Annotated in this window: 19 protein-coding genes; 7 read left to right on the forward strand and 12 right to left on the reverse strand. The window is 70.0% G+C overall.

What is annotated here, in order from left to right:
* Positions 1-5: 5 nt before the first annotated feature.
* The gene (locus OG494_RS34555; protein WP_328445919.1) at positions 6-794 is read left to right on the forward strand and encodes a class I SAM-dependent methyltransferase; all 789 of its coding nucleotides are present in this window, start codon (positions 6-8) and stop codon (positions 792-794) included.
* Positions 795-833: 39 nt separating this feature from the next.
* On the opposite strand, the gene OG494_RS34560 is transcribed toward OG494_RS34555, so the two are convergent.
* Positions 834-1,757 (reverse strand): ABC transporter substrate-binding protein, encoded by a 924-nt coding sequence (locus tag OG494_RS34560; RefSeq protein WP_328445921.1) that lies wholly within the window; start codon positions 1,755-1,757, stop codon positions 834-836.
* 138 nt (positions 1,758-1,895) lie between these two features.
* Between OG494_RS34560 and OG494_RS34565 the strand changes: the two genes are divergently transcribed.
* Positions 1,896-2,594: an ABC transporter permease gene (locus OG494_RS34565; RefSeq protein WP_328445923.1), complete on the forward strand. Its 699-nt coding sequence runs from the start codon at positions 1,896-1,898 to the stop codon at positions 2,592-2,594.
* A complete protein-coding gene (locus OG494_RS34570) occupies positions 2,591-3,301 on the forward strand; it encodes an ABC transporter permease (RefSeq protein ID WP_328445925.1) in 711 nt (236 codons plus the stop codon). Before OG494_RS34565 ends, OG494_RS34570 begins: the two co-directional genes overlap by 4 nt.
* A 168-nt stretch (positions 3,302-3,469) precedes the next feature.
* On the opposite strand, the gene OG494_RS34575 is transcribed toward OG494_RS34570, so the two are convergent.
* Positions 3,470-4,033, reverse strand: a complete 564-nt coding sequence (locus tag OG494_RS34575; RefSeq protein ID WP_328445927.1) for a cadmium resistance transporter — start codon at positions 4,031-4,033, stop codon at positions 3,470-3,472.
* Between the two features lie 59 nt (positions 4,034-4,092).
* Between OG494_RS34575 and OG494_RS34580 the strand changes: the two genes are divergently transcribed.
* Positions 4,093-5,028: a GNAT family N-acetyltransferase gene (locus tag OG494_RS34580; RefSeq protein WP_328445929.1), complete on the forward strand. Its 936-nt coding sequence runs from the start codon at positions 4,093-4,095 to the stop codon at positions 5,026-5,028.
* Between the two features lie 396 nt (positions 5,029-5,424).
* Here OG494_RS34580 and OG494_RS34585 read toward each other — a convergent pair whose 3' ends face one another.
* The 6 genes from OG494_RS34585 to OG494_RS34610 all read right to left on the reverse strand — a co-directional run bounded on the left by OG494_RS34585 (position 5,425) and on the right by OG494_RS34610 (position 9,927).
* The gene (locus OG494_RS34585; RefSeq protein ID WP_328445931.1) at positions 5,425-6,846 is read right to left on the reverse strand and encodes an aromatic amino acid lyase; all 1,422 of its coding nucleotides are present in this window, start codon (positions 6,844-6,846) and stop codon (positions 5,425-5,427) included.
* Positions 6,843-7,850: an ornithine cyclodeaminase family protein gene (locus OG494_RS34590; protein ID WP_328445933.1), complete on the reverse strand. Its 1,008-nt coding sequence runs from the start codon at positions 7,848-7,850 to the stop codon at positions 6,843-6,845. The genes OG494_RS34585 and OG494_RS34590 overlap by 4 nt, the downstream gene beginning before the upstream one ends.
* A complete protein-coding gene (locus OG494_RS34595; RefSeq protein WP_328445935.1) occupies positions 7,847-8,389 on the reverse strand; it encodes a YbaK/EbsC family protein in 543 nt (180 codons plus the stop codon). The genes OG494_RS34590 and OG494_RS34595 overlap by 4 nt, the downstream gene beginning before the upstream one ends.
* Positions 8,390-8,440: 51 nt before the next feature.
* Positions 8,441-8,734, reverse strand: a complete 294-nt coding sequence (locus tag OG494_RS34600; RefSeq protein ID WP_328445937.1) for a DUF2516 family protein — start codon at positions 8,732-8,734, stop codon at positions 8,441-8,443.
* Between the two features lie 84 nt (positions 8,735-8,818).
* Positions 8,819-9,505: a hypothetical protein gene (locus OG494_RS34605; protein ID WP_328445939.1), complete on the reverse strand. Its 687-nt coding sequence runs from the start codon at positions 9,503-9,505 to the stop codon at positions 8,819-8,821.
* Positions 9,502-9,927 (reverse strand): helix-turn-helix domain-containing protein, encoded by a 426-nt coding sequence (locus OG494_RS34610; RefSeq protein ID WP_328445941.1) that lies wholly within the window; start codon positions 9,925-9,927, stop codon positions 9,502-9,504. Before OG494_RS34610 ends, OG494_RS34605 begins: the two co-directional genes overlap by 4 nt.
* A gap of 149 nt (positions 9,928-10,076) precedes the next feature.
* Here OG494_RS34610 and OG494_RS34615 point away from each other — a divergent pair, with 149 nt between their 5' ends.
* Positions 10,077-11,249 (forward strand): methyltransferase domain-containing protein, encoded by a 1,173-nt coding sequence (locus OG494_RS34615; RefSeq protein ID WP_328445943.1) that lies wholly within the window; start codon positions 10,077-10,079, stop codon positions 11,247-11,249.
* Positions 11,250-11,414: 165 nt separating this feature from the next.
* On the opposite strand, the gene OG494_RS34620 is transcribed toward OG494_RS34615, so the two are convergent.
* From OG494_RS34620 to OG494_RS34630, 3 genes are read right to left on the reverse strand one after another with little or no spacing between them, the layout of a single operon-like run.
* Positions 11,415-12,029: a nucleoside kinase gene (locus tag OG494_RS34620; protein WP_328445944.1), complete on the reverse strand. Its 615-nt coding sequence runs from the start codon at positions 12,027-12,029 to the stop codon at positions 11,415-11,417.
* 1 nt (position 12,030) lies between these two features.
* Positions 12,031-12,432: a TFIIB-type zinc ribbon-containing protein gene (locus OG494_RS34625; protein ID WP_328445945.1), complete on the reverse strand. Its 402-nt coding sequence runs from the start codon at positions 12,430-12,432 to the stop codon at positions 12,031-12,033.
* Positions 12,433-12,457: 25 nt separating this feature from the next.
* A complete protein-coding gene (locus tag OG494_RS34630; RefSeq protein ID WP_328445947.1) occupies positions 12,458-12,826 on the reverse strand; it encodes a VOC family protein in 369 nt (122 codons plus the stop codon).
* A gap of 90 nt (positions 12,827-12,916) precedes the next feature.
* Here OG494_RS34630 and OG494_RS34635 point away from each other — a divergent pair, with 90 nt between their 5' ends.
* A complete protein-coding gene (locus tag OG494_RS34635; protein ID WP_328445949.1) occupies positions 12,917-13,378 on the forward strand; it encodes a CGNR zinc finger domain-containing protein in 462 nt (153 codons plus the stop codon).
* 275 nt (positions 13,379-13,653) lie between these two features.
* On the opposite strand, the gene OG494_RS34640 is transcribed toward OG494_RS34635, so the two are convergent.
* Positions 13,654-14,952, reverse strand: a complete 1,299-nt coding sequence (locus OG494_RS34640) for a DUF445 domain-containing protein (RefSeq protein ID WP_328445951.1) — start codon at positions 14,950-14,952, stop codon at positions 13,654-13,656.
* A gap of 29 nt (positions 14,953-14,981) precedes the next feature.
* Between OG494_RS34640 and OG494_RS34645 the strand changes: the two genes are divergently transcribed.
* A complete protein-coding gene (locus tag OG494_RS34645; protein ID WP_328445953.1) occupies positions 14,982-16,148 on the forward strand; it encodes a pyridoxal phosphate-dependent aminotransferase in 1,167 nt (388 codons plus the stop codon).
* Positions 16,149-16,150 lie beyond the last annotated feature (2 nt).

Consider the following 16,150-nt stretch of genomic DNA (forward strand, 5'->3'; position numbering starts at 1 on the left):
GCAGCGTGGCGGGAGACATGTGGGTGGCCGGGGACGCGTACGAGGCCTACATCGGGCGGTGGAGCCGCCGGGTCGCGGAGCCGTTCGTCCGGCGGCTCGGCGCCCCGGCGAGCCGCCGCTGGCTCGACGTCGGCTGCGGCACCGGCGCGCTGACGTCGGCCGTGCTGGCCGCGGCCGACCCCGCGGAAGTCGTCGGCGTGGATCCGTCCGAGCAGTTCCTGGAGGCCGCACGCGCCGTCGTCACCGACCCGCGCGCGACGTTCCAGGTCGCCGACGCGCGCTCACTACCGTTCGAAGACGGCCGCTTCGACGTCGTCGCGACCGGCTTGGTCCTCAACTTCGTGCCCGAACCGGCGCGCGCCGCCGCGGAGATCGCGCGGGTGACGGCGCCGGGTGGCGTGGCCGCCGCGTACGTCTGGGACCTTGCCGAAGGCATGCAGCTCATCCGGCACTTCTGGGAGGCCGCCGCCGAGCTCGACCCGGCCGTGCCCGACGAAGGCCGCCGGTTCCCGCTGTGCCGCCCGGAACCGCTCGGCCGCCTGTGGACCGAGGCGGGCTTCGACGCAGTGTCCGTCGGCGAAATCAAGATCCCGACCGTGTTCACCGGCTTCGACGACTACTGGACGCCGTTCCTGGGCGGTCAGGGCCCGGCGCCGACGTACCTGATGGCCCTGCCCGAGGCCCGCCGCTCGCAGATCCGCGAGCTGCTGCGCAGCCGGCTGCCGACCAACCCGGACGGCTCGATCCCGCTGACGGCCCGCGCCTGGGTCGTGCGCGGCACGGCTACCGCATGACGAAGGCCGCCCCTTCCGGGACGGCCTTCGTGCGGTCGGTCAGAGACCGGCCTGCGACAGCCAGTCCTTCGCGACGTCTTCGGCCTTTTCGCCGTCGGAGTCGACGCGCTTGTTCAGGTCCCGCATGACGTCGGTGGTCAGCTTCGCGCTCACCGCGTTGACGGCGGTGGCGAAGTCGGCGCCGCGCTCGTCGAGGACCTTCTTGTTCACCGCGGGCACGACGTTCTCGGTCGGCACGATGTTCAGGTCGTCCTTGAGCACGGTGTAGTTCGAGTCACCGGTCAGCGGGCTGACCGAGTCGACCGGGATCACCGTGACGGCCCCGGACTTGAGCTGCTCGACGCGCGGCCCGGCTTCCTGGATCGTCTGGAAGGTCGAGTTCGTCAGCTTGTAGACGTCCTTGAAGCCCTGGTAGCAAGGCAGGCGCTTCTCGCACTCCGGCGGGCCCGCCATGACGACCTTGTCCAGCTTCTTCAGGTCGCTGATCGAGGCGATGCCCTTTTCCTTGGCCAGGTCGGACTTGATGATGTAGGTGTTCTTGTCCTCGGCCGGGGCGAAGTTCAGCAGCGAGACACCGCTGGGCTCGAACAGCTTCGCGAGCTGGTCGTGCTCCTCCTGCGCCGTCTTGCCGGCGTCCTTGCCGAAGCCGGTGGTGATCGCCGCGCCCTGGTACTCCGGGATGAACTGCAGTTCACCGGACTTCAGCGACGGGTAGATCAGCTCGCGCGAGCCCAGGTTCAGCTTGCGCGTCACCGGGTAGCCCTTGGCCTCCAGCGCCTGCGCGTAGATCTCGGCCAGGATCTGGCTGTCGGTGAAGTTGAAGGAGGCGACGACGATCGGCGCCCCACCCTTGCCCGGCGCGGCGGGCTTGTCACTGCTGTCGCTGCCACCCCCACAGGCGGCCAAACCGAGCGTCGCCGCGACGGCCACCGCCACCACGGACGCGTTCCGGAACCAGCGCACGAATCCCCACTCCCTCGTCACTCGAACAGACGAAAGGACCCTAACCCTGCCCACCGACAAGAATCCACATGTTGGGAGATTGGCGCCAGAATTCCCAGTCTGCGGAATTTCACTGCTCGATCGGGGTAGGGTCGGACGGTGCATGTGACCGCGGTGACGCCGTTGGCCGCCGACAGCGGACCGCCGATCTTCCAGTGGCGCTGGGTCGATCGCAACGCCGACGACATCGCCCAGCGCTTCGTCGAGCACATCTCCCTGACCGGCGCCGCGCTCGGCATCGGCTTGGTCGTCTCGATCGGACTGGCCGTATTGTCGCTGCGTTTCCGCTGGTCGTACGGAGTGATCCTGAGCGCCGCGGGCGCGTTGTACGTCATCCCGAGTCTCGGCGCGTTCGCCGTGCTGGTGCCGTTCTTCGGGCTGACGTTCGTGACCGCGATGATCCCGCTCGCGACGTACACGCTGCTCATCCTGGTCCGCAACATCGTCACCGGCGTCGACCAGGTGCCCAACGAGGTCCGCGAGGCCGCGATCGGCATGGGCTACACGCGCGGCCGGATGTTGTGGCAGATCGAGCTGCCGCTGGCGCTCCCGGTGGTGATCGCCGGCCTGCGCGTCGCCGCCGTGACGACCATCGGCCTGGTCACGGTCACCTCGATGCTCGGCCTCGGTGGTCTGGGCTACTTCATCCGCGCGGGTATTCAGACGGCGACCCCCAACCCGACGGAGATCATCGTCGGCGTGTTGCTGTCGGTGGTCCTGGCCGTGGTCGTGGATCTGCTGCTGTGGTTCAGCGAACGGCTGCTGGCACCCTGGACCCGGAAGGTGCGGGCGCGATGAGCTTTCTCGACCAGCTGAACGCCTGGCTGTCCGACCCGAACCGCTGGAGCTGGACGGACAAGGCCGGCATCCCGTACCGCACGCTCGAGCACCTCAGGTTTTCGCTGCTGGCGCTGGTGATCGCGGCCGTGCTGACGATCCCGGCGGCCCTGTGGCTCGCCCACTACCGCCGGGGTGCGTTCCTCGCGAGCAGCGCGGTCAACATCGGCCGCGCGATCCCGAGTTTCGGCTTGATCATCCTGTTCTGGTTCCTGGCCAGCCGGTGGGAGCTGGACACGACGTTCTGGCCGCTGCTGCTGGCGCTGGTCGCCTTGGCGATGCCGCCGTTGTTCACCAACACGTACGCCGGCGTGGTGTCCCTGGAGCAGGAGACGGTCGACGCCGCCCGCGGCACGGGCTACCGCGAGCGGCAGATCATGTTCAAGCTCGAACTCCCGCTGGCATCGCCGGTGATCCTGGCGGGTGCCCGGGTGTCGTTCCTCCAGCTGATAGCCACGGTCGCGATCGGCGCAATCGTCAACGACGGCGGCGGCCTGGGCCGCTACATAGTCGACGGCTTCGCGCTGGGCGCCCAGGGCTACGGCGAGATCTTCGCCGGCGGTCTGGCCGCGGTGGTCCTCGCCCTGGTGTGCGACGGCGCGTTCGCGTTGATCACCCGCTTGGCGACGCCGCGCGGCCTGGCCTTGCAGAACGCTCGCCGCGACTAGGGCTCATTCCGCCTGGTGGCCCCTCCTGCCGGGGCGTGCCCCTCCGTCAAGATGCTGCGCCTTCCGCCGAGTGGTGCCCGCTTGCCGCGCTTCGTCGCGTGGGACGCCGACGTGAGTGTCGCCGAGGCCGACGGCGTCGAGGGTCCGCACGTCCTGAGGTCGCGTCGGCTAGAACGCGCCGGCCAGGATCAGCACGCCGAGCGCGATCAGCACCACCGGCAGCACCACGTCCCCCCAGCGTGCGAGAGCCCTTGCGACGGCCGGTCGGGTCGCGAGGAACCGGCCGATCACGCACCACGCTGTGACGCCCACCAGGAACACCACGCCGTAGCCGACCAGGCCCGCGGGTCCGGTCGCCGCGAACGCGGGGACGTACACGCCGATGTTGTCGCCGCCGTTGGCGAAGCACACCGCCGCGACCGTCAGCACGCCGCTCACCGGCGCCGGTTCGTCGTCGTCCTGGCGCCACGCCTGCCAGGCCGCGCGGATCCCGAGTAGCACCGGCAGCACGCCCAGCCAGCGGACGGCGCCGTCGGGCAGCAGCCCCGCGCCGAGCGCACCCGCGACCGACGCGGCCAAGATCGCCGCGAAGCCGAGGAACTGCCCGGCCACGACCTTGAGCTCACCGCGGTGGCCGGCCGCCTGGCCGAAGAACACCGCGAGCAGCACGAGGTCGTCGACGTTCGTCACCGCGAACATCACGGCCGCACGCCCGATCAGCACGACGTCCACACCCGCTCCTCCGGAAATCCGCTTGGCAGGAGCCGACGCGGCAAAGGACGATTCTGCCCATGCCCGCCGTCACGCGCCGCGACTACACCGGTCCGGACGACCTGCGGGCCATGCAGAGCCTGGCCCAGCGGATCTGGTCGCCGTCGAGTTCGGTGCACGTCGGGGATCTCGCGTGGCAGCGGTTCCAGCACGTGGGCCGCGAAGCCGAGTGGCCGACCGTGCTGTGGGAAGCGGGTGCCGAAGTCGTCGCCTGGGGCTGGGTTTCGCTACCCGGTGAGCTGTCCCTGCTCGTCGATCCGGCGCGCCCTGAACTCGCGTCCGAGGTGCTCGGCTGGTTCGAGGACACCGCCACCGCCGCCGAACTCACGGTCACGGTGCTCGACGCCGAGGAGCATGTCATCGCCGCGTTGGAGAGAAGCGGCTACGCGCTTCCAGAGAGTTCCGTTTACCAGACGTATATGTCTCGCCTCCTCGTAGATCTGCCGGAACCGGTGGTGCCCGGCGGGTTCACCGTCCGCCCGGTCGGCGCGGACGATCTGGCACGACGCGTGGCCGTGCATCGCGCGGTGTGGCACCCGTCGCGGGTAACCGAACCGAGCTACCGCAATGTCATGGCCGCCTGGCCGTACCGCGAGCGGCTGGATTGGGTCGTGGAAGCACCCGACGGCCGGTTCGCCGCCCAGTGCCTGATCTGGCTCGACGAACGCAATGCCGTCGGCGAGCTGGAGCCCGTCGGAACCTTGCCGGAGTTCCGCCGGATGGGCCTGGCCCGCGCGGTGTGCCTCGCCGCGCTACACGCCGCGTGTGAAGCCGGCGCTCGTGAAGCCGTGGTGTATCCCGTGATCGGTCATCCGAAATCCCCAGCTGCCCTCCCGTTGTATCGCGATCTCGGCTTCCGCCCTTATGCGCGCACCCTCACCTTCACCCGGCCCCACGGTCGTATCCCTCCTTCCTCGGGGTCCGCGTCCCCGGAGGGCGCACACCAACGAACGTAGCGGCCGCGATCCTCGGCCTGTCCGGTTCGGGGCCGGATTCGGCACGGTTATCCACATCGGGATCCACCTGTGGACAACTCGGTGGATTTCCCTTGCGCGGCCTGGAATCGTCGGTGCCGGCCGGTAGAGTCAAAGCCGGGGGCGCCCCCACGCGCGCGGGATAGAAGAAGAAAAACCTTGTGAGATAAGGAAGTTCGGCGCCTTGCGAACCGGGCGGCCAGGCGGAGCGACAAGCAGCCATCGGACGCTCTACGTCCAACCGAGCAATCACCGGTATGACAAGCTCGGCCCGGCGATCAGCCAGTCGGCAAGCTAGACCTCCGCCTGAGCGATCGACCTGCACCGCAAGTTTCAGTCGCCGGCAGAACGATCAGACGGCACGTCAGATCCGGCCGATCAACCTGCCCGGCAAGCCGCGATCAGGCGCTCGATCTCTGGCCCGAGCGGGCGATCCTCGTCCAGGGGTGGCACCACCGAGCGCACCCATTCGTACGACTCACGGAGCCCGGCAGCGCCTTCTCCCGAAGCCAGATACCGTGCCTGGGAACCTGTGATCAGCTCGCACGCCGTGATCGCGAACAGGTGCGCCGCGGCTGAACGCAGTTGCTCACCCGCTGCCCACGCAAACGCTTGCACGTCCTCCTGGCCGGCCGATGTGTCGATCGAGCCGAGGGTCGCGGGAGCTGCCAGGCGGCGCAGTGCGTGCAGCTCGCCCACCGCGCGCTTGTGCAGCGGCACCAGTCCCGCCCGCGGCCCGGGATCGGCCGTGAGCTGCGCAGGCAAACCGCTGAAACGCTCGTCGAGCAGCCGGTGCATCCGCTGCACCGACACTTCGCCGACGTGCACGAGCGCCGCCGTCAGCGCGTCCATGCGCAATCCGAGGTCCACCGCGTGGTAACCGGTGCCCGGCACGAAATCGCCGTCGACGAACGACGGGGAATCCCCGGGCATCGACTCCCAGCGCAACCACGTCTCGCGCAGGTCCGCGTTGACGCGGTCCGCGTGGGCGAGGGCTCGCGGCGCTACCCGCACCGAAAGCGGGGCCTGGACAACATCCGTGCGGACCGGGCCGCCGCTGACCAGGTCGTTCAGTTCTTCCAGCAGGCGCCGCAGATGGGCGTCGCCGCCGGCCATGACCGGTGAGAACACCGCGCGGGGCGCACCCAGGACGTCGATCGCGATAGCCGCCGTCAGCGTCTGCAAGCGGATCAGCTGTCGCGCTTCGGCCCAGCCGCGTTGCGCGTGCATCACCGCCAGCGGGGAACCCTGGATCAGCGACGCGCCTTCCTTCGGGCCCAGCACATACGGCGTGGCGCCACGCACGGCGAGTGCTTCGGCCGCGGGCGTCTCGACGCCGTCCTCGAGGACCGTGCCGATCCCGAGGAACGTCTGGAAAGCGTGTGACAGCGGGATGATCTCGCCCGAACTGCCCAGACCGGTCCGCGGCACCGCGGGGGTGAAACCGTCGTTCAAGCGGTCGACCAGGAACTGCACCAGGTCCGGGCTCACACCCGACCACGGACGCAGGAAGTCGCGCAGCCGCAAGACGAACAGCGCGCGGACGTCCTCCGGTGGCAACCACGGCGGACCGCCGACGGCGCGGCCGATCAGCAGGTTGCGCTGGTGTTCGGCCTGCTGCCGCGCGTCGAGCGCGACGCCCGCGAGGCGCCCCATCCCGGTGTTGACGCCGTACACCGGGTTTTCACCCTTTCGGAGGGCCGCCAAGACCTCGTCCCGACGCGCTTTCAGGGCCTCTACCAGCGGTTTGGTCAGAACCAACCGTTCACCGTCGGCGAAATCGCTTCCGGTGACGATCATCGGTACGGCAGCATGGTGCCGACGCCGGAAGCCTCGGCACGGGCCAGGATCATGTTCGCCACCGCGACGTCCGTTGTGGACAGTCCGCGGTGCCAGAACAGGATTCGCTCGGCGTCGTGCTCGCGGCCGGGCTTCTTGCCCGCCACGATGTCGCCGATCTCGGCGTGGACCCCCTCCGCGGTGAGGAGGCCGGCGTTGAGCTGCGGGCGCAGGGCGCCGAATCGCGGGTTGCCGGACTGCGATTCGCGCCAATCGTCGACGACGACCTTGTCGACGTCGTCGAGCAGCGTGAGTTCGAGCGCGCTGATCGTGCCGTAGGGCACCAGGAAAGTGCCCGGCCGGAGGTACTCGCGGCGCACCAGCGCCTCGGGTTCGACCAGCCGGGAGGCCTCGACCTGGATGTCCGCGCCGTCCAGGGTCTCCTCGGCCGTGGCGCAGACGCGGACGTCCTTGCCGAGCCGCTCGGACAGCCGGCGGCCGAAGTCCTCACGCGACTCCGGGCGCTTGCTGGTCACGCGGATCTCGGCGAAGTCGAACAACGAGTCCAGCAGTACGACGTTCCACCAGGCGGTACCGCGGGCACCGATGTGCCCGAGCACCCGTGAGTCCGGGCGGGCGAGGTACTTCGCGCCGACGGCGGTCATCGCGCCGGTGCGGGCTTCGGTGATCATCGTGCCGTCCACGATCGCCCGCGGCATGCCGGTGTCCGGGTCCAGCAGCAGGATCAACGCCATTTCCGAAGGGAGGCCCCGTTCGAAGTTCCCCACGAAGTCACCGACGACCTTCACGCCACTGACCTGCTTCGCCGACAGGTGGCCACGAAGGATGTTGAAGTGGCCCTTGCCGCCGTTGTCCGGCACGAGGTGCATACGCGGCTCGAAGACGACCTGGCCACGGCCGTGGTCGGCGAGCACGTCCTCGACCGCGCCGACGATGTCCGCGTCCGTGACGCCGAGGGAATCGATGTCGGCTCCGGTCAGGTACCGGAGCCAGACCGACGTCACTGCGCGAGACCCTCGATGACCTCGGCCCCGGGCAACGCGGCCAGCGCGGCGCCGGAGATCAGCAGCTTGCTGCCGCGGATCCCGCTGCCGATGACCAGCTCGGGCGCGTCGGCGACGGCCTTGTCGAGCAGGATCGGCCACTCGGCGGGCAGGCCGACGGGCGTGATGCCGCCGTACTCCATCCCGGTGAGTGAGACGGCTTCGTCCATCGGCGCGAACGACGCCTTGCGGACGTCGAGGCGGCGCTTGATCACGCCGTTGACGTCGGCGCGGGTGGTCGCGAGCACGAGCGCGGCGGCGAAGCGGACTTCGCCGGAGCGCTTGCCGGCGACGACGACGCAGTTCGCGGACGCCGTCAACGGCGAGCCGTAGGCCTCGCAGAAGGCGGCCGTGTCGGCCAGAGACGGATCGATTTCCGTGACGCCGACGGCATCCGGCTCGGCGAGTGCGGCCAGCGCCTTGGCGACGGGCTCGGCGAGGAGGTCAGTACGCGTGGGGGCGGGAACGACGGTCAAGCCCCCGGCGATGGTCCAGGTCACGACCCCATTAAAACAGCGCCCCCACCTGACGCGGCAGGGGCGGGAAGGAGATCACCAGTTGGAGCCACCGCGCTGGACCTCGATGAGCTTGGGGCGGACGTCCACGATGTAGACGAGCGCCGCGGCCATCGCGGGCACCCAGAAGATCATTCCCGGGCCCATCACGCTGAACAGCGCCATGGCGAGGGTTGCGCCACCGGTGATCAGCATCCAGATGGGCTTGGTCTTGCGGTCGGCCGCCGAGTAGGCGTCGGCACGCTGGAGCAACGCGTGCACGAAGGCGAAGAGGCCGACCAACGCGCTGCCCCAGTGGATGACTTCGAGGATCCAGATGGCGACTAGCACAGCCACAGCTTACGGCAAACCGCCCGAACGACCCCGGCCCCGCCGTCGGAGGTCCGATGGCGGGGCCGGGCGTTCACGGCGTTTTTACTTGTCGGTCTTCGGCGCGGCCGGCTTCTTCGCGGCGGCGCTGGTGGTCGTCGTGGTGGTCCGGCGGGCCGGGGCGGCCGTCTTCGGGGCCGTCTTGTTCGCGACCTTGCGGGACACCGAGCGGGTCTCGTGGGCGACGTCGTCACCCAGCTCCTCGACGGCCTCGGCGGCTTCGCCGGCGACCTCGGTCACCTTGCGGGCGGTCTTCTCGCCGACCGAGCGGGTGCGCTTGGTGAAGGTCGACAGCACACCGTCGACGCGGTCGCGGACGTCGGAGGTGACGTCCTCGACCTGACCCTGCGCGGTGGTGAGGGCCTCCTCGAGCTGCTCGATGGCCTTCTTGACCTGCGGCTGCGCGGAGAACTTGTCCCACGCCTGCTCGCCCGACTCGGCCAGCTTGTTGTACAGCTTGAGCGCGGCCTCGGTGTACTCGTCGATGACCTTGCGCAGCTCGGCCGGGTCCAGCTTCTCGCGGAGGCTCTCGACGTCGGTCGGCAGCTCCTGCAGGTTCTTGCGGGCGGTCTCGCTGCTCTTGGTCACGTTCTCGCGGGCCTTGGCCACGGCGTCGGTGACGGCCTGGCCGGCCAGGTTGCCGGCGCCGAGCGCGGCGAGCAGCGGGGTGCGGACCTGGTCGAGGGCGGAGTTGACGGCCTTCTTGACGTCTTCGGTCTTGGGGGTGGTCATGCTGACTCCTTCTTGGTGTCTGCGGCTGGTGAGGTGTCCGGGGTGTCTGCGGTGGGGGATTCGGCGGCCGGCCGTGCCGCGGCGTTCTCCCGCCGGAAGGACTCGTAGACGTCGAGCAGGACCTGCTTCTGCCGTTCGGTCAGCTCGGCGTCGGCGCGAATCGCGTCGCCCACCGGACCGCCCGTCGGCAGATCGAGGATCCCGGCCTGCACATACAGCGCTTCGGCTGAAATGCGCAGTCCCTTGGCGATCTGCTGCAGGATCTCGGCGCTGGGTTTGCGCACCCCGCGCTCGATCTGACTCAGGTACGGGTTGGACACTCCGGCGAGCTTCGACAGCTGGCGCAACGAGATCTTCGCGGTGTTGCGCTGCTGGCGGATGTACTCGCCGATGTCGGAAGCGATGTCCGCGACCTTCTCCATGGGGCTGCCGGATCCTGGCTGCGTCCCACCGGCTTCTGTCATCCGGTCACCTCCTCGCGACACCAACGACGCTACGCGCGCGTGCTAGCTATTGCAAGCACTCTGCTTGCAATAGCTGGTGTGGTGGTGCTCACCGCTAACGTGGTCGCATGACGAGCTCGGGCCGGCTGCGGCGACGGCTCGTCGAGCTGCTGCTCGACGAGGACGTCCTGCACGCCCCGGAATGGATCGCCGCGTTCCGCGCGGTGCCCCGCCACGTCTTCCTGCCGCGGTTCTTCACGCGCGCCGGCGGGCTGTGGGCGGCGGTCGAGCGCGGCGACCCGGGGTGGCTGGAGGCCGTCTACTCGCGCGACGTCCTGGTCACGCAGCTGGACGACGACCCCGGCCGCTGGGAGCTCGCCCGGACCACCGGCCCGGTGACGGGCACGCCCACGAGTTCGTCGAGCATGCCGGCGATCATGGCGATCATGCTCGAAGAGCTGCGGGTGCGGGGCGGGCAGCGGGTGCTCGAGATCGGCACCGGCACCGGGTACAACGCCGCCCTGCTCAGCCACCGCTGCGGCGCCGGTCAGGTGTCCACAGTGGACATCGACCCGGTGCTCGCCGCCGACGCGCGCGAACGGCTGGCCGAGGCGGGCTACCGGCCGTCGTGCGCGGTGGGCGACGGCGCGCTCGGCTTCCCGGCGGGGACCGTCTTCGACCGGGTGCTGTGCACGGCGTCGGTGACGTCGATCCCGCCGGCGTGGCTGGAGCAGACGGTGCCGGGCGGGCTGATCGTGACGACGTTGAACCGGCCGATCGGCGCCGGGCTCGTCCGGCTCGTCGTGGGCGAAAACGGCACAGGGCAGGGCCCGGTCCTCGCGCGCGACGGGCGCTTCATGCCGCTTCGCGCGCACCGGCTGCCGGAGGCGGACCCGCTGCCGATGCCGTCGCGCGACGACTGGGAGCAGACGCGGCTGCCGATGTCGACGGTGCTGCAGCCGCGCAAGCAGTTCGAGTTCTTCGCGGGGCTGTCGCTGCCGGGCGTCCGGGCGGTGCGCGAGCACGACGGCCTTGACCCGAACACGGCGGGCGGCCCGGGCGAGGCCGGCCTCGCGCTGGTGCACCCGGACGGCTCCTGGGTCCGCCACCGCAAACGCGCCGGCGCGGACGAAGTCGCCCAGGGCGGCCCGCGAGCGCTGTGGGAAGTCGCCGAAGCGGCGTACGTGGAGTGGTGCGAGCTGGACAAGCCCGACCGCGACCGATTCGGGGTGACGGTGACGGGCGAGCGTCAGGAGTTCTGGCTCGACACCCCGGACGGCCGCACCTGGCCGCTGACCTGAGGCCGCGCCGGCCGCCGTCGCGAACAGCCGCCGCCAGGGCGGCCCCCGCCCTTCCCTGGGGGGCGTCCCCGATCCCAGCGTACCGCCGCTGACCTGGGAAAACGGGGGACGCGGGAATCTGTGGACAACTGCCGGCCTGTGGATCGAGGACTTGACAAGGCGCGCTCAGTCCGGCACGCGGGACCGGATCCACTTCTCCGCGTGGTCCGCCGTCGCTTCCGCTGGGACGTCCGTGGTGTCGAAGACGTCCACGCCGAGTTCCGGCGCCGACTTCTGGAGCCAGTCGTTGAACTCCAGCATCTCCTCGATCCGCGGCTCGTCCCACTCGCGCCACGCCGGGCGCGCTCGCAGCCGGCGGCGCAGGGACTCCGCCGAACCGACCAGGGCCAGGTAGTGGATCTCGCTGAAGAACACTCGTTCCGGCAGCGGTTCGAGCTCCGGCGGGGCGACCGTGCCGCACAGGACGACCGGGCGGCCGTTCTGGTGCAGCATCGCCGCCATCCGGAGCCACGCCGACCGGAACCCCCGGATGTCGCCACGTAGCGCGTCCGCCCACAGGACGTCCTGCTCCAGCACCACCACTTCGCCCGCGAAGCGCGACGCCAGGAGCGGGCCCACCGTCGACTTGCCGGCGCCGCTCGGGCCCGTCAACGCGAACAACGGCAGCCGCCGGAACGGCCACCGGTGTCCGCAGCGGACGCACGAAAGGACCGCGCCGACGGCGACCGGGCGGTCGGCCCGGTCGCCGCACGACGGGCAGATCCGCAGGTCGAGCACCACTTCAGTCGAAGAGGTTCTCGAGGAAGCCGCGCTTGCGGTTGCCGTGGCCGTGCGGCCTCGGCGAATCCGAATACCCGCCGCGGTGCGGCCTCGGCGAATCCGAGTAGCCCCCGCCCCGATACCCCTTCGGCGAGTCCGGGTAGCCCCCGCCGCGATATCCCTTCGGCGAGTCCGGGTGGCCGCCACCGCCTCGGTACGGGCGCGGCGAGTCGGAGCGGCCGTACTGCGGAGCGGCCCCGCCGTACGGCGGTGGCTGCTGGCCGTAGAACGAGCTTTCCGCACCCGAGATCGCTTCGAGCTCACCGCGGTCCAGGAAGATCCCGCGGCAGCCCTCGCACTGGTCGATGTGGACGCCGTTCTTGTCCACGGTTCGCATCTGGTTCTGACACTTCGGACAAATCACTCATCCGAGACTACGCACAAACGGCTCAGCAGGCGCAGAGGCAGAACGGGTGGCCCACCGGATCGGCGTAGACGCGGAACGACTTCGGCGCGTCGTCCAGCAGCTTCGCGCCCAGACCGAGGACGCGCTCGTGGGCTGCTTCCAGGTCCGTGACCTCGAGGTCGAGGTGCATCTGCTGCGGGTTGTCCTCGGACGGCCACGCCGGCGGGCGGTAGCCGGGGACCCGCTGGAACGCGATGCCCGCGCCACCGGCCGGGTTGGGCAGCGTGACCCAGTGCCCGTCGTCGGAGACGTCGGGCTCACCCCAGTCCAGCACCGCCCGGTAGAACGCGGCCAAGGCCACCGGGTCGGGACAGTCGATCGCCACCACACCCAACGTCGGTACCGCACCCATCGTCGCTCCCTTCGATCACGAGTAACCAGTGAACGGATTATGTGGGTTAGGACCCGAGGGTGCAACCACCTTCCGCCGTACACTGGTTCGGTGCACACCGACGCCTCCCTCGTGGTGGAGTTCCTGAACACGGTCAACGTCGAAGAGGGCACGGACCTGCTCGAACAGCCTGGGCCGTGGCGCGAGTGGGCGGCCGGGTACGCGCTGACGGCCAATCCGGCCGCGGAGGCCCGTGCGGCGCGGGACGCGTTGCGCGCCTCGATCGGCGATCCGCGGCTGCCCGGCGGCAGCGTCGACGTGGGCACCCGGATCTCCCTCACCGACCACGGCCCGGCGCTCATGGCGGACGACGTCGTCGGCGCGGTGTTCGCCGCCTGCACCCGGCTGGTCGTGCGCGGCGACTGGATCCGGTTGAAGATCTGCCCCGCCGACACCTGCCTGTGGGCGTTCTACGACGAGTCCCGCAACCGCTCGCGGACGTGGTGCTCGATGCGCGTCTGCGGCAACCGCGAGAAGGCCCGCGGCTGGCGCGCCCGCGCGGCGACGGGCTGACCCCCGCCGGACGACACGCGTACCCGGTTGGACGACACGCGTGCCTGGATGGACGACACGGCCGGAGGTCTCATCCGAGCGGCGGACCCTCGGAGGGCTGTGGACAACTCCCCGGGCCAGCACCACATATCCACGGCCCGCCCGGGCTTACCCCCACACGTTGTGGACAGCGATTAGGCCATCACCGTGAAAAGCTGTGGATAACCCGGGGGATAACTCAGCTTCCTGTGGACAACTGGTTTCAAGGTCCCTATGTGTGGTATACGACACGGCCGTCAGAACAGCAGCTCCGCCACGGCGTAGATGACGAGCCCGGCGAGCGCGCCCACGACCGTGCCGTTGATGCGGATGAACTGCAGGTCACGGCCGACTTGGAGCTCGATCTTGCGGGACGTCTCCTCGGCGTCCCAGCGCTCGACCGTGTCGGTGATGATCGTGGTGATCTCGTGGGAGTAGTTCTTCACCAGGTACGCCGCGGCGCCCTCGACCCACCCGTCGGCCTTCGAGCGGAGCTGGTCGTCGGTGACCAGCCGCGACCCCAGCGACATCAGGCCGGTGCGGACGCGCCGGCGCAGCTCGCTCGACGGGTCCTCCGCCGCGTTGAGCAGCATCTCCTTGGCCGTGCTCCACGCCGAACCGATCAGCCGCTGCACCTCTTCGTGGTGCACGATCTGGCCCTTGACCTGCTCCGCGCGCGCCATCACGTCCGGGTTGGTCTGCAGGTCCTGGGCGAACTCGCCGAGGAACTTGTCCAGCGCCAGCCGCATCGGGTGGTTGACGTCGGTCTTGACCGCCCACGCGAACGAGAGCACCTCGCCGTAGACCTTGTCCGCGAGCATCTCGTCGACGAACTTCGGCGACCAGCTCGGCGCGCGGTCGGACACCACGCGCAGCATCGTCGTGTGGTTGTCGCGGACCCACTCGTACGCCTGGTCGCACATCAGGTCGACGAGCTTGTGGTGCGCGCCGTCGGCGAAGACGCCCTGCAGGATCTTGCCCAGCGGCGGACCCCACGGCTTGTCGATGATCCGCCGCGCGACGGCCTGCTCCATGATCGCCTGGACGTCCTCGTCGCGGAGCACCTTCACGGCGGCGCGGACCATGGTGGCCAGCTCGGACGTCACGCGCTCGGCGTTGTCCTCCTGGGCCACCCACGCACCCAGGCGCCGGGCGATCTCGACGCGCTTGAGCTTGTCGCGGATGACCTCCTCGGACAGGAAGTTCGACCCGACGAACTCGCCGAGGCTGGTGCCCAGCGCGTCCTTCTTGTTCGGGATGATCGCCGTGTGCGGGATCTTCAGGCCGAGCGGGTGCCGGAAGAGGGCCGTGACGGCGAACCAGTCCGCCAGCGCGCCGACCATGCCGGCTTCGGCCGCGGCCCGGACGTAGCCGACCCAGGCCGCCCAGCCGCTGGACTGGGCCCAGCTGGTCAGCAGGAACACGATGGTGGCGCCGATCAGGAACGACAGCGCGACCAGCTTCATCTTGCGCAGCGCGCGCCGCTTTTCCGCTTCACCGGCTGCGCCGCCCGGCGGATCGGCCGGGGTCACCTTGGCGGGGGTCAGTTGCTCCACATCCCCATTGTCCGCGAGGATCGCTGATCGTGCGCGAACCTGCTCTCGTCCCCCGCCTCCGGCCGTTCACGTCGACCATCTTCGCCGAGATGACGGCGCTGGCCGTCAAGCACGACGCGGTCAACCTCGGCCAGGGCTTCCCGGACACCGACGGACCCGCCGGCATGCTCGACGCGGCCAAGAACGCCCTGTTCGGCGGCGCGAACCAGTACCCGCCGGGGCCCGGCCGCCCCGAGCTGCGCGCGGCCATCGCGCGGCACCGGCAGCGCTACGGCACCGAGTACGACCCGGACACGGAGATCCTGGTCACCGCGGGGGCGACCGAGGCCATCACGGCAACGCTCATCGCGCTGACCGAGACCGGTGACGAGGTCATCGTCATCGAGCCGTACTACGACTCCTACGCCGCCGCGGTCGCGATGGCCGGCGCCCAGCGCCGGGTCGTCGGGCTGGTCGAGCAGGAGAACGGCCGGTTCGGCCTGGACGTCGACGGGCTGCGGGCCGCCGTCACGCCCCGGACCCGGGCGATCCTCGTCAACTCGCCGCACAACCCGACCGGCACCGTGTTCACCCGCACCGAGCTGGACGCGCTGGCCGCGCTCTGCGTCGAGCACGACCTGATCGCGATCACGGACGAGGTCTACGAGCACCTGGTGTTCGACGACGCCGAACACGTTCCCCTCGCCACGCTGCCCGGCATGCGGGAGCGGACCGTGAGCATCTCCAGCGCCGGAAAGACGTTCAACTGCACCGGCTGGAAGATCGGCTGGGTCTGCTCGACGCCCGAGCTGGTCGCCGCGGTCAAGGCGGCGAAGCAGTTCATCACCTTCGTCTCCGGCGGGCCGCTGCAACCGGCCGTCGCGCACGCGCTCGACCACGAGCTGCCGTGGGTCGACGGGCTGCGCGAGAGCCTGCAGGAGAAGCGCGACCGGCTTTCCGCCGGGCTCGCCGACGCCGGGTTCGCCGTGCGGCCGACGGCGGGCACCTACTTCGTCTGCGTCGACGTCCGGCCGCTGGGCTTCACGGACGCGGCCGATCTGGCGTGGGAACTCCCCGGCCGGGTCGGGGTCGCCGCCGTGCCCGTCAAGGTGTTCACCGATCACCCGGACGAGTGGAAACATCTTTTGCGTTTCGCGTTCTGCAAGCGCAATGAAGTCATCGACGAGGCCATCACCCGGTTGCGCACACTGGTCTGACG

The organism is Amycolatopsis sp. NBC_00438, from assembly GCF_036026695.1.
GTDB lineage: Bacteria > Actinomycetota > Actinomycetes > Mycobacteriales > Pseudonocardiaceae > Amycolatopsis.

Coding starts and splice junctions, on each gene's coding strand:
- OG494_RS34585 (WP_328445931.1), bottom strand. CDS start 6,846: ATGATCGTCACCGGAAGCGATTTCGCCGACGGTGAACGGTTGGTTCTG.
- OG494_RS34630 (WP_328445947.1), bottom strand. CDS start 12,826: ATGGGTGCGGTACCGACGTTGGGTGTGGTGGCGATCGACTGTCCCGAC.
- OG494_RS34610 (WP_328445941.1), bottom strand. CDS start 9,927: ATGGAGAAGGTCGCGGACATCGCTTCCGACATCGGCGAGTACATCCGC.
- OG494_RS34605 (WP_328445939.1), bottom strand. CDS start 9,505: ATGACCACCCCCAAGACCGAAGACGTCAAGAAGGCCGTCAACTCCGCC.
- OG494_RS34570 (WP_328445925.1), top strand. CDS start 2,591: ATGAGCTTTCTCGACCAGCTGAACGCCTGGCTGTCCGACCCGAACCGC.
- OG494_RS34615 (WP_328445943.1), top strand. CDS start 10,077: ATGACGAGCTCGGGCCGGCTGCGGCGACGGCTCGTCGAGCTGCTGCTC.
- OG494_RS34580 (WP_328445929.1), top strand. CDS start 4,093: ATGCCCGCCGTCACGCGCCGCGACTACACCGGTCCGGACGACCTGCGG.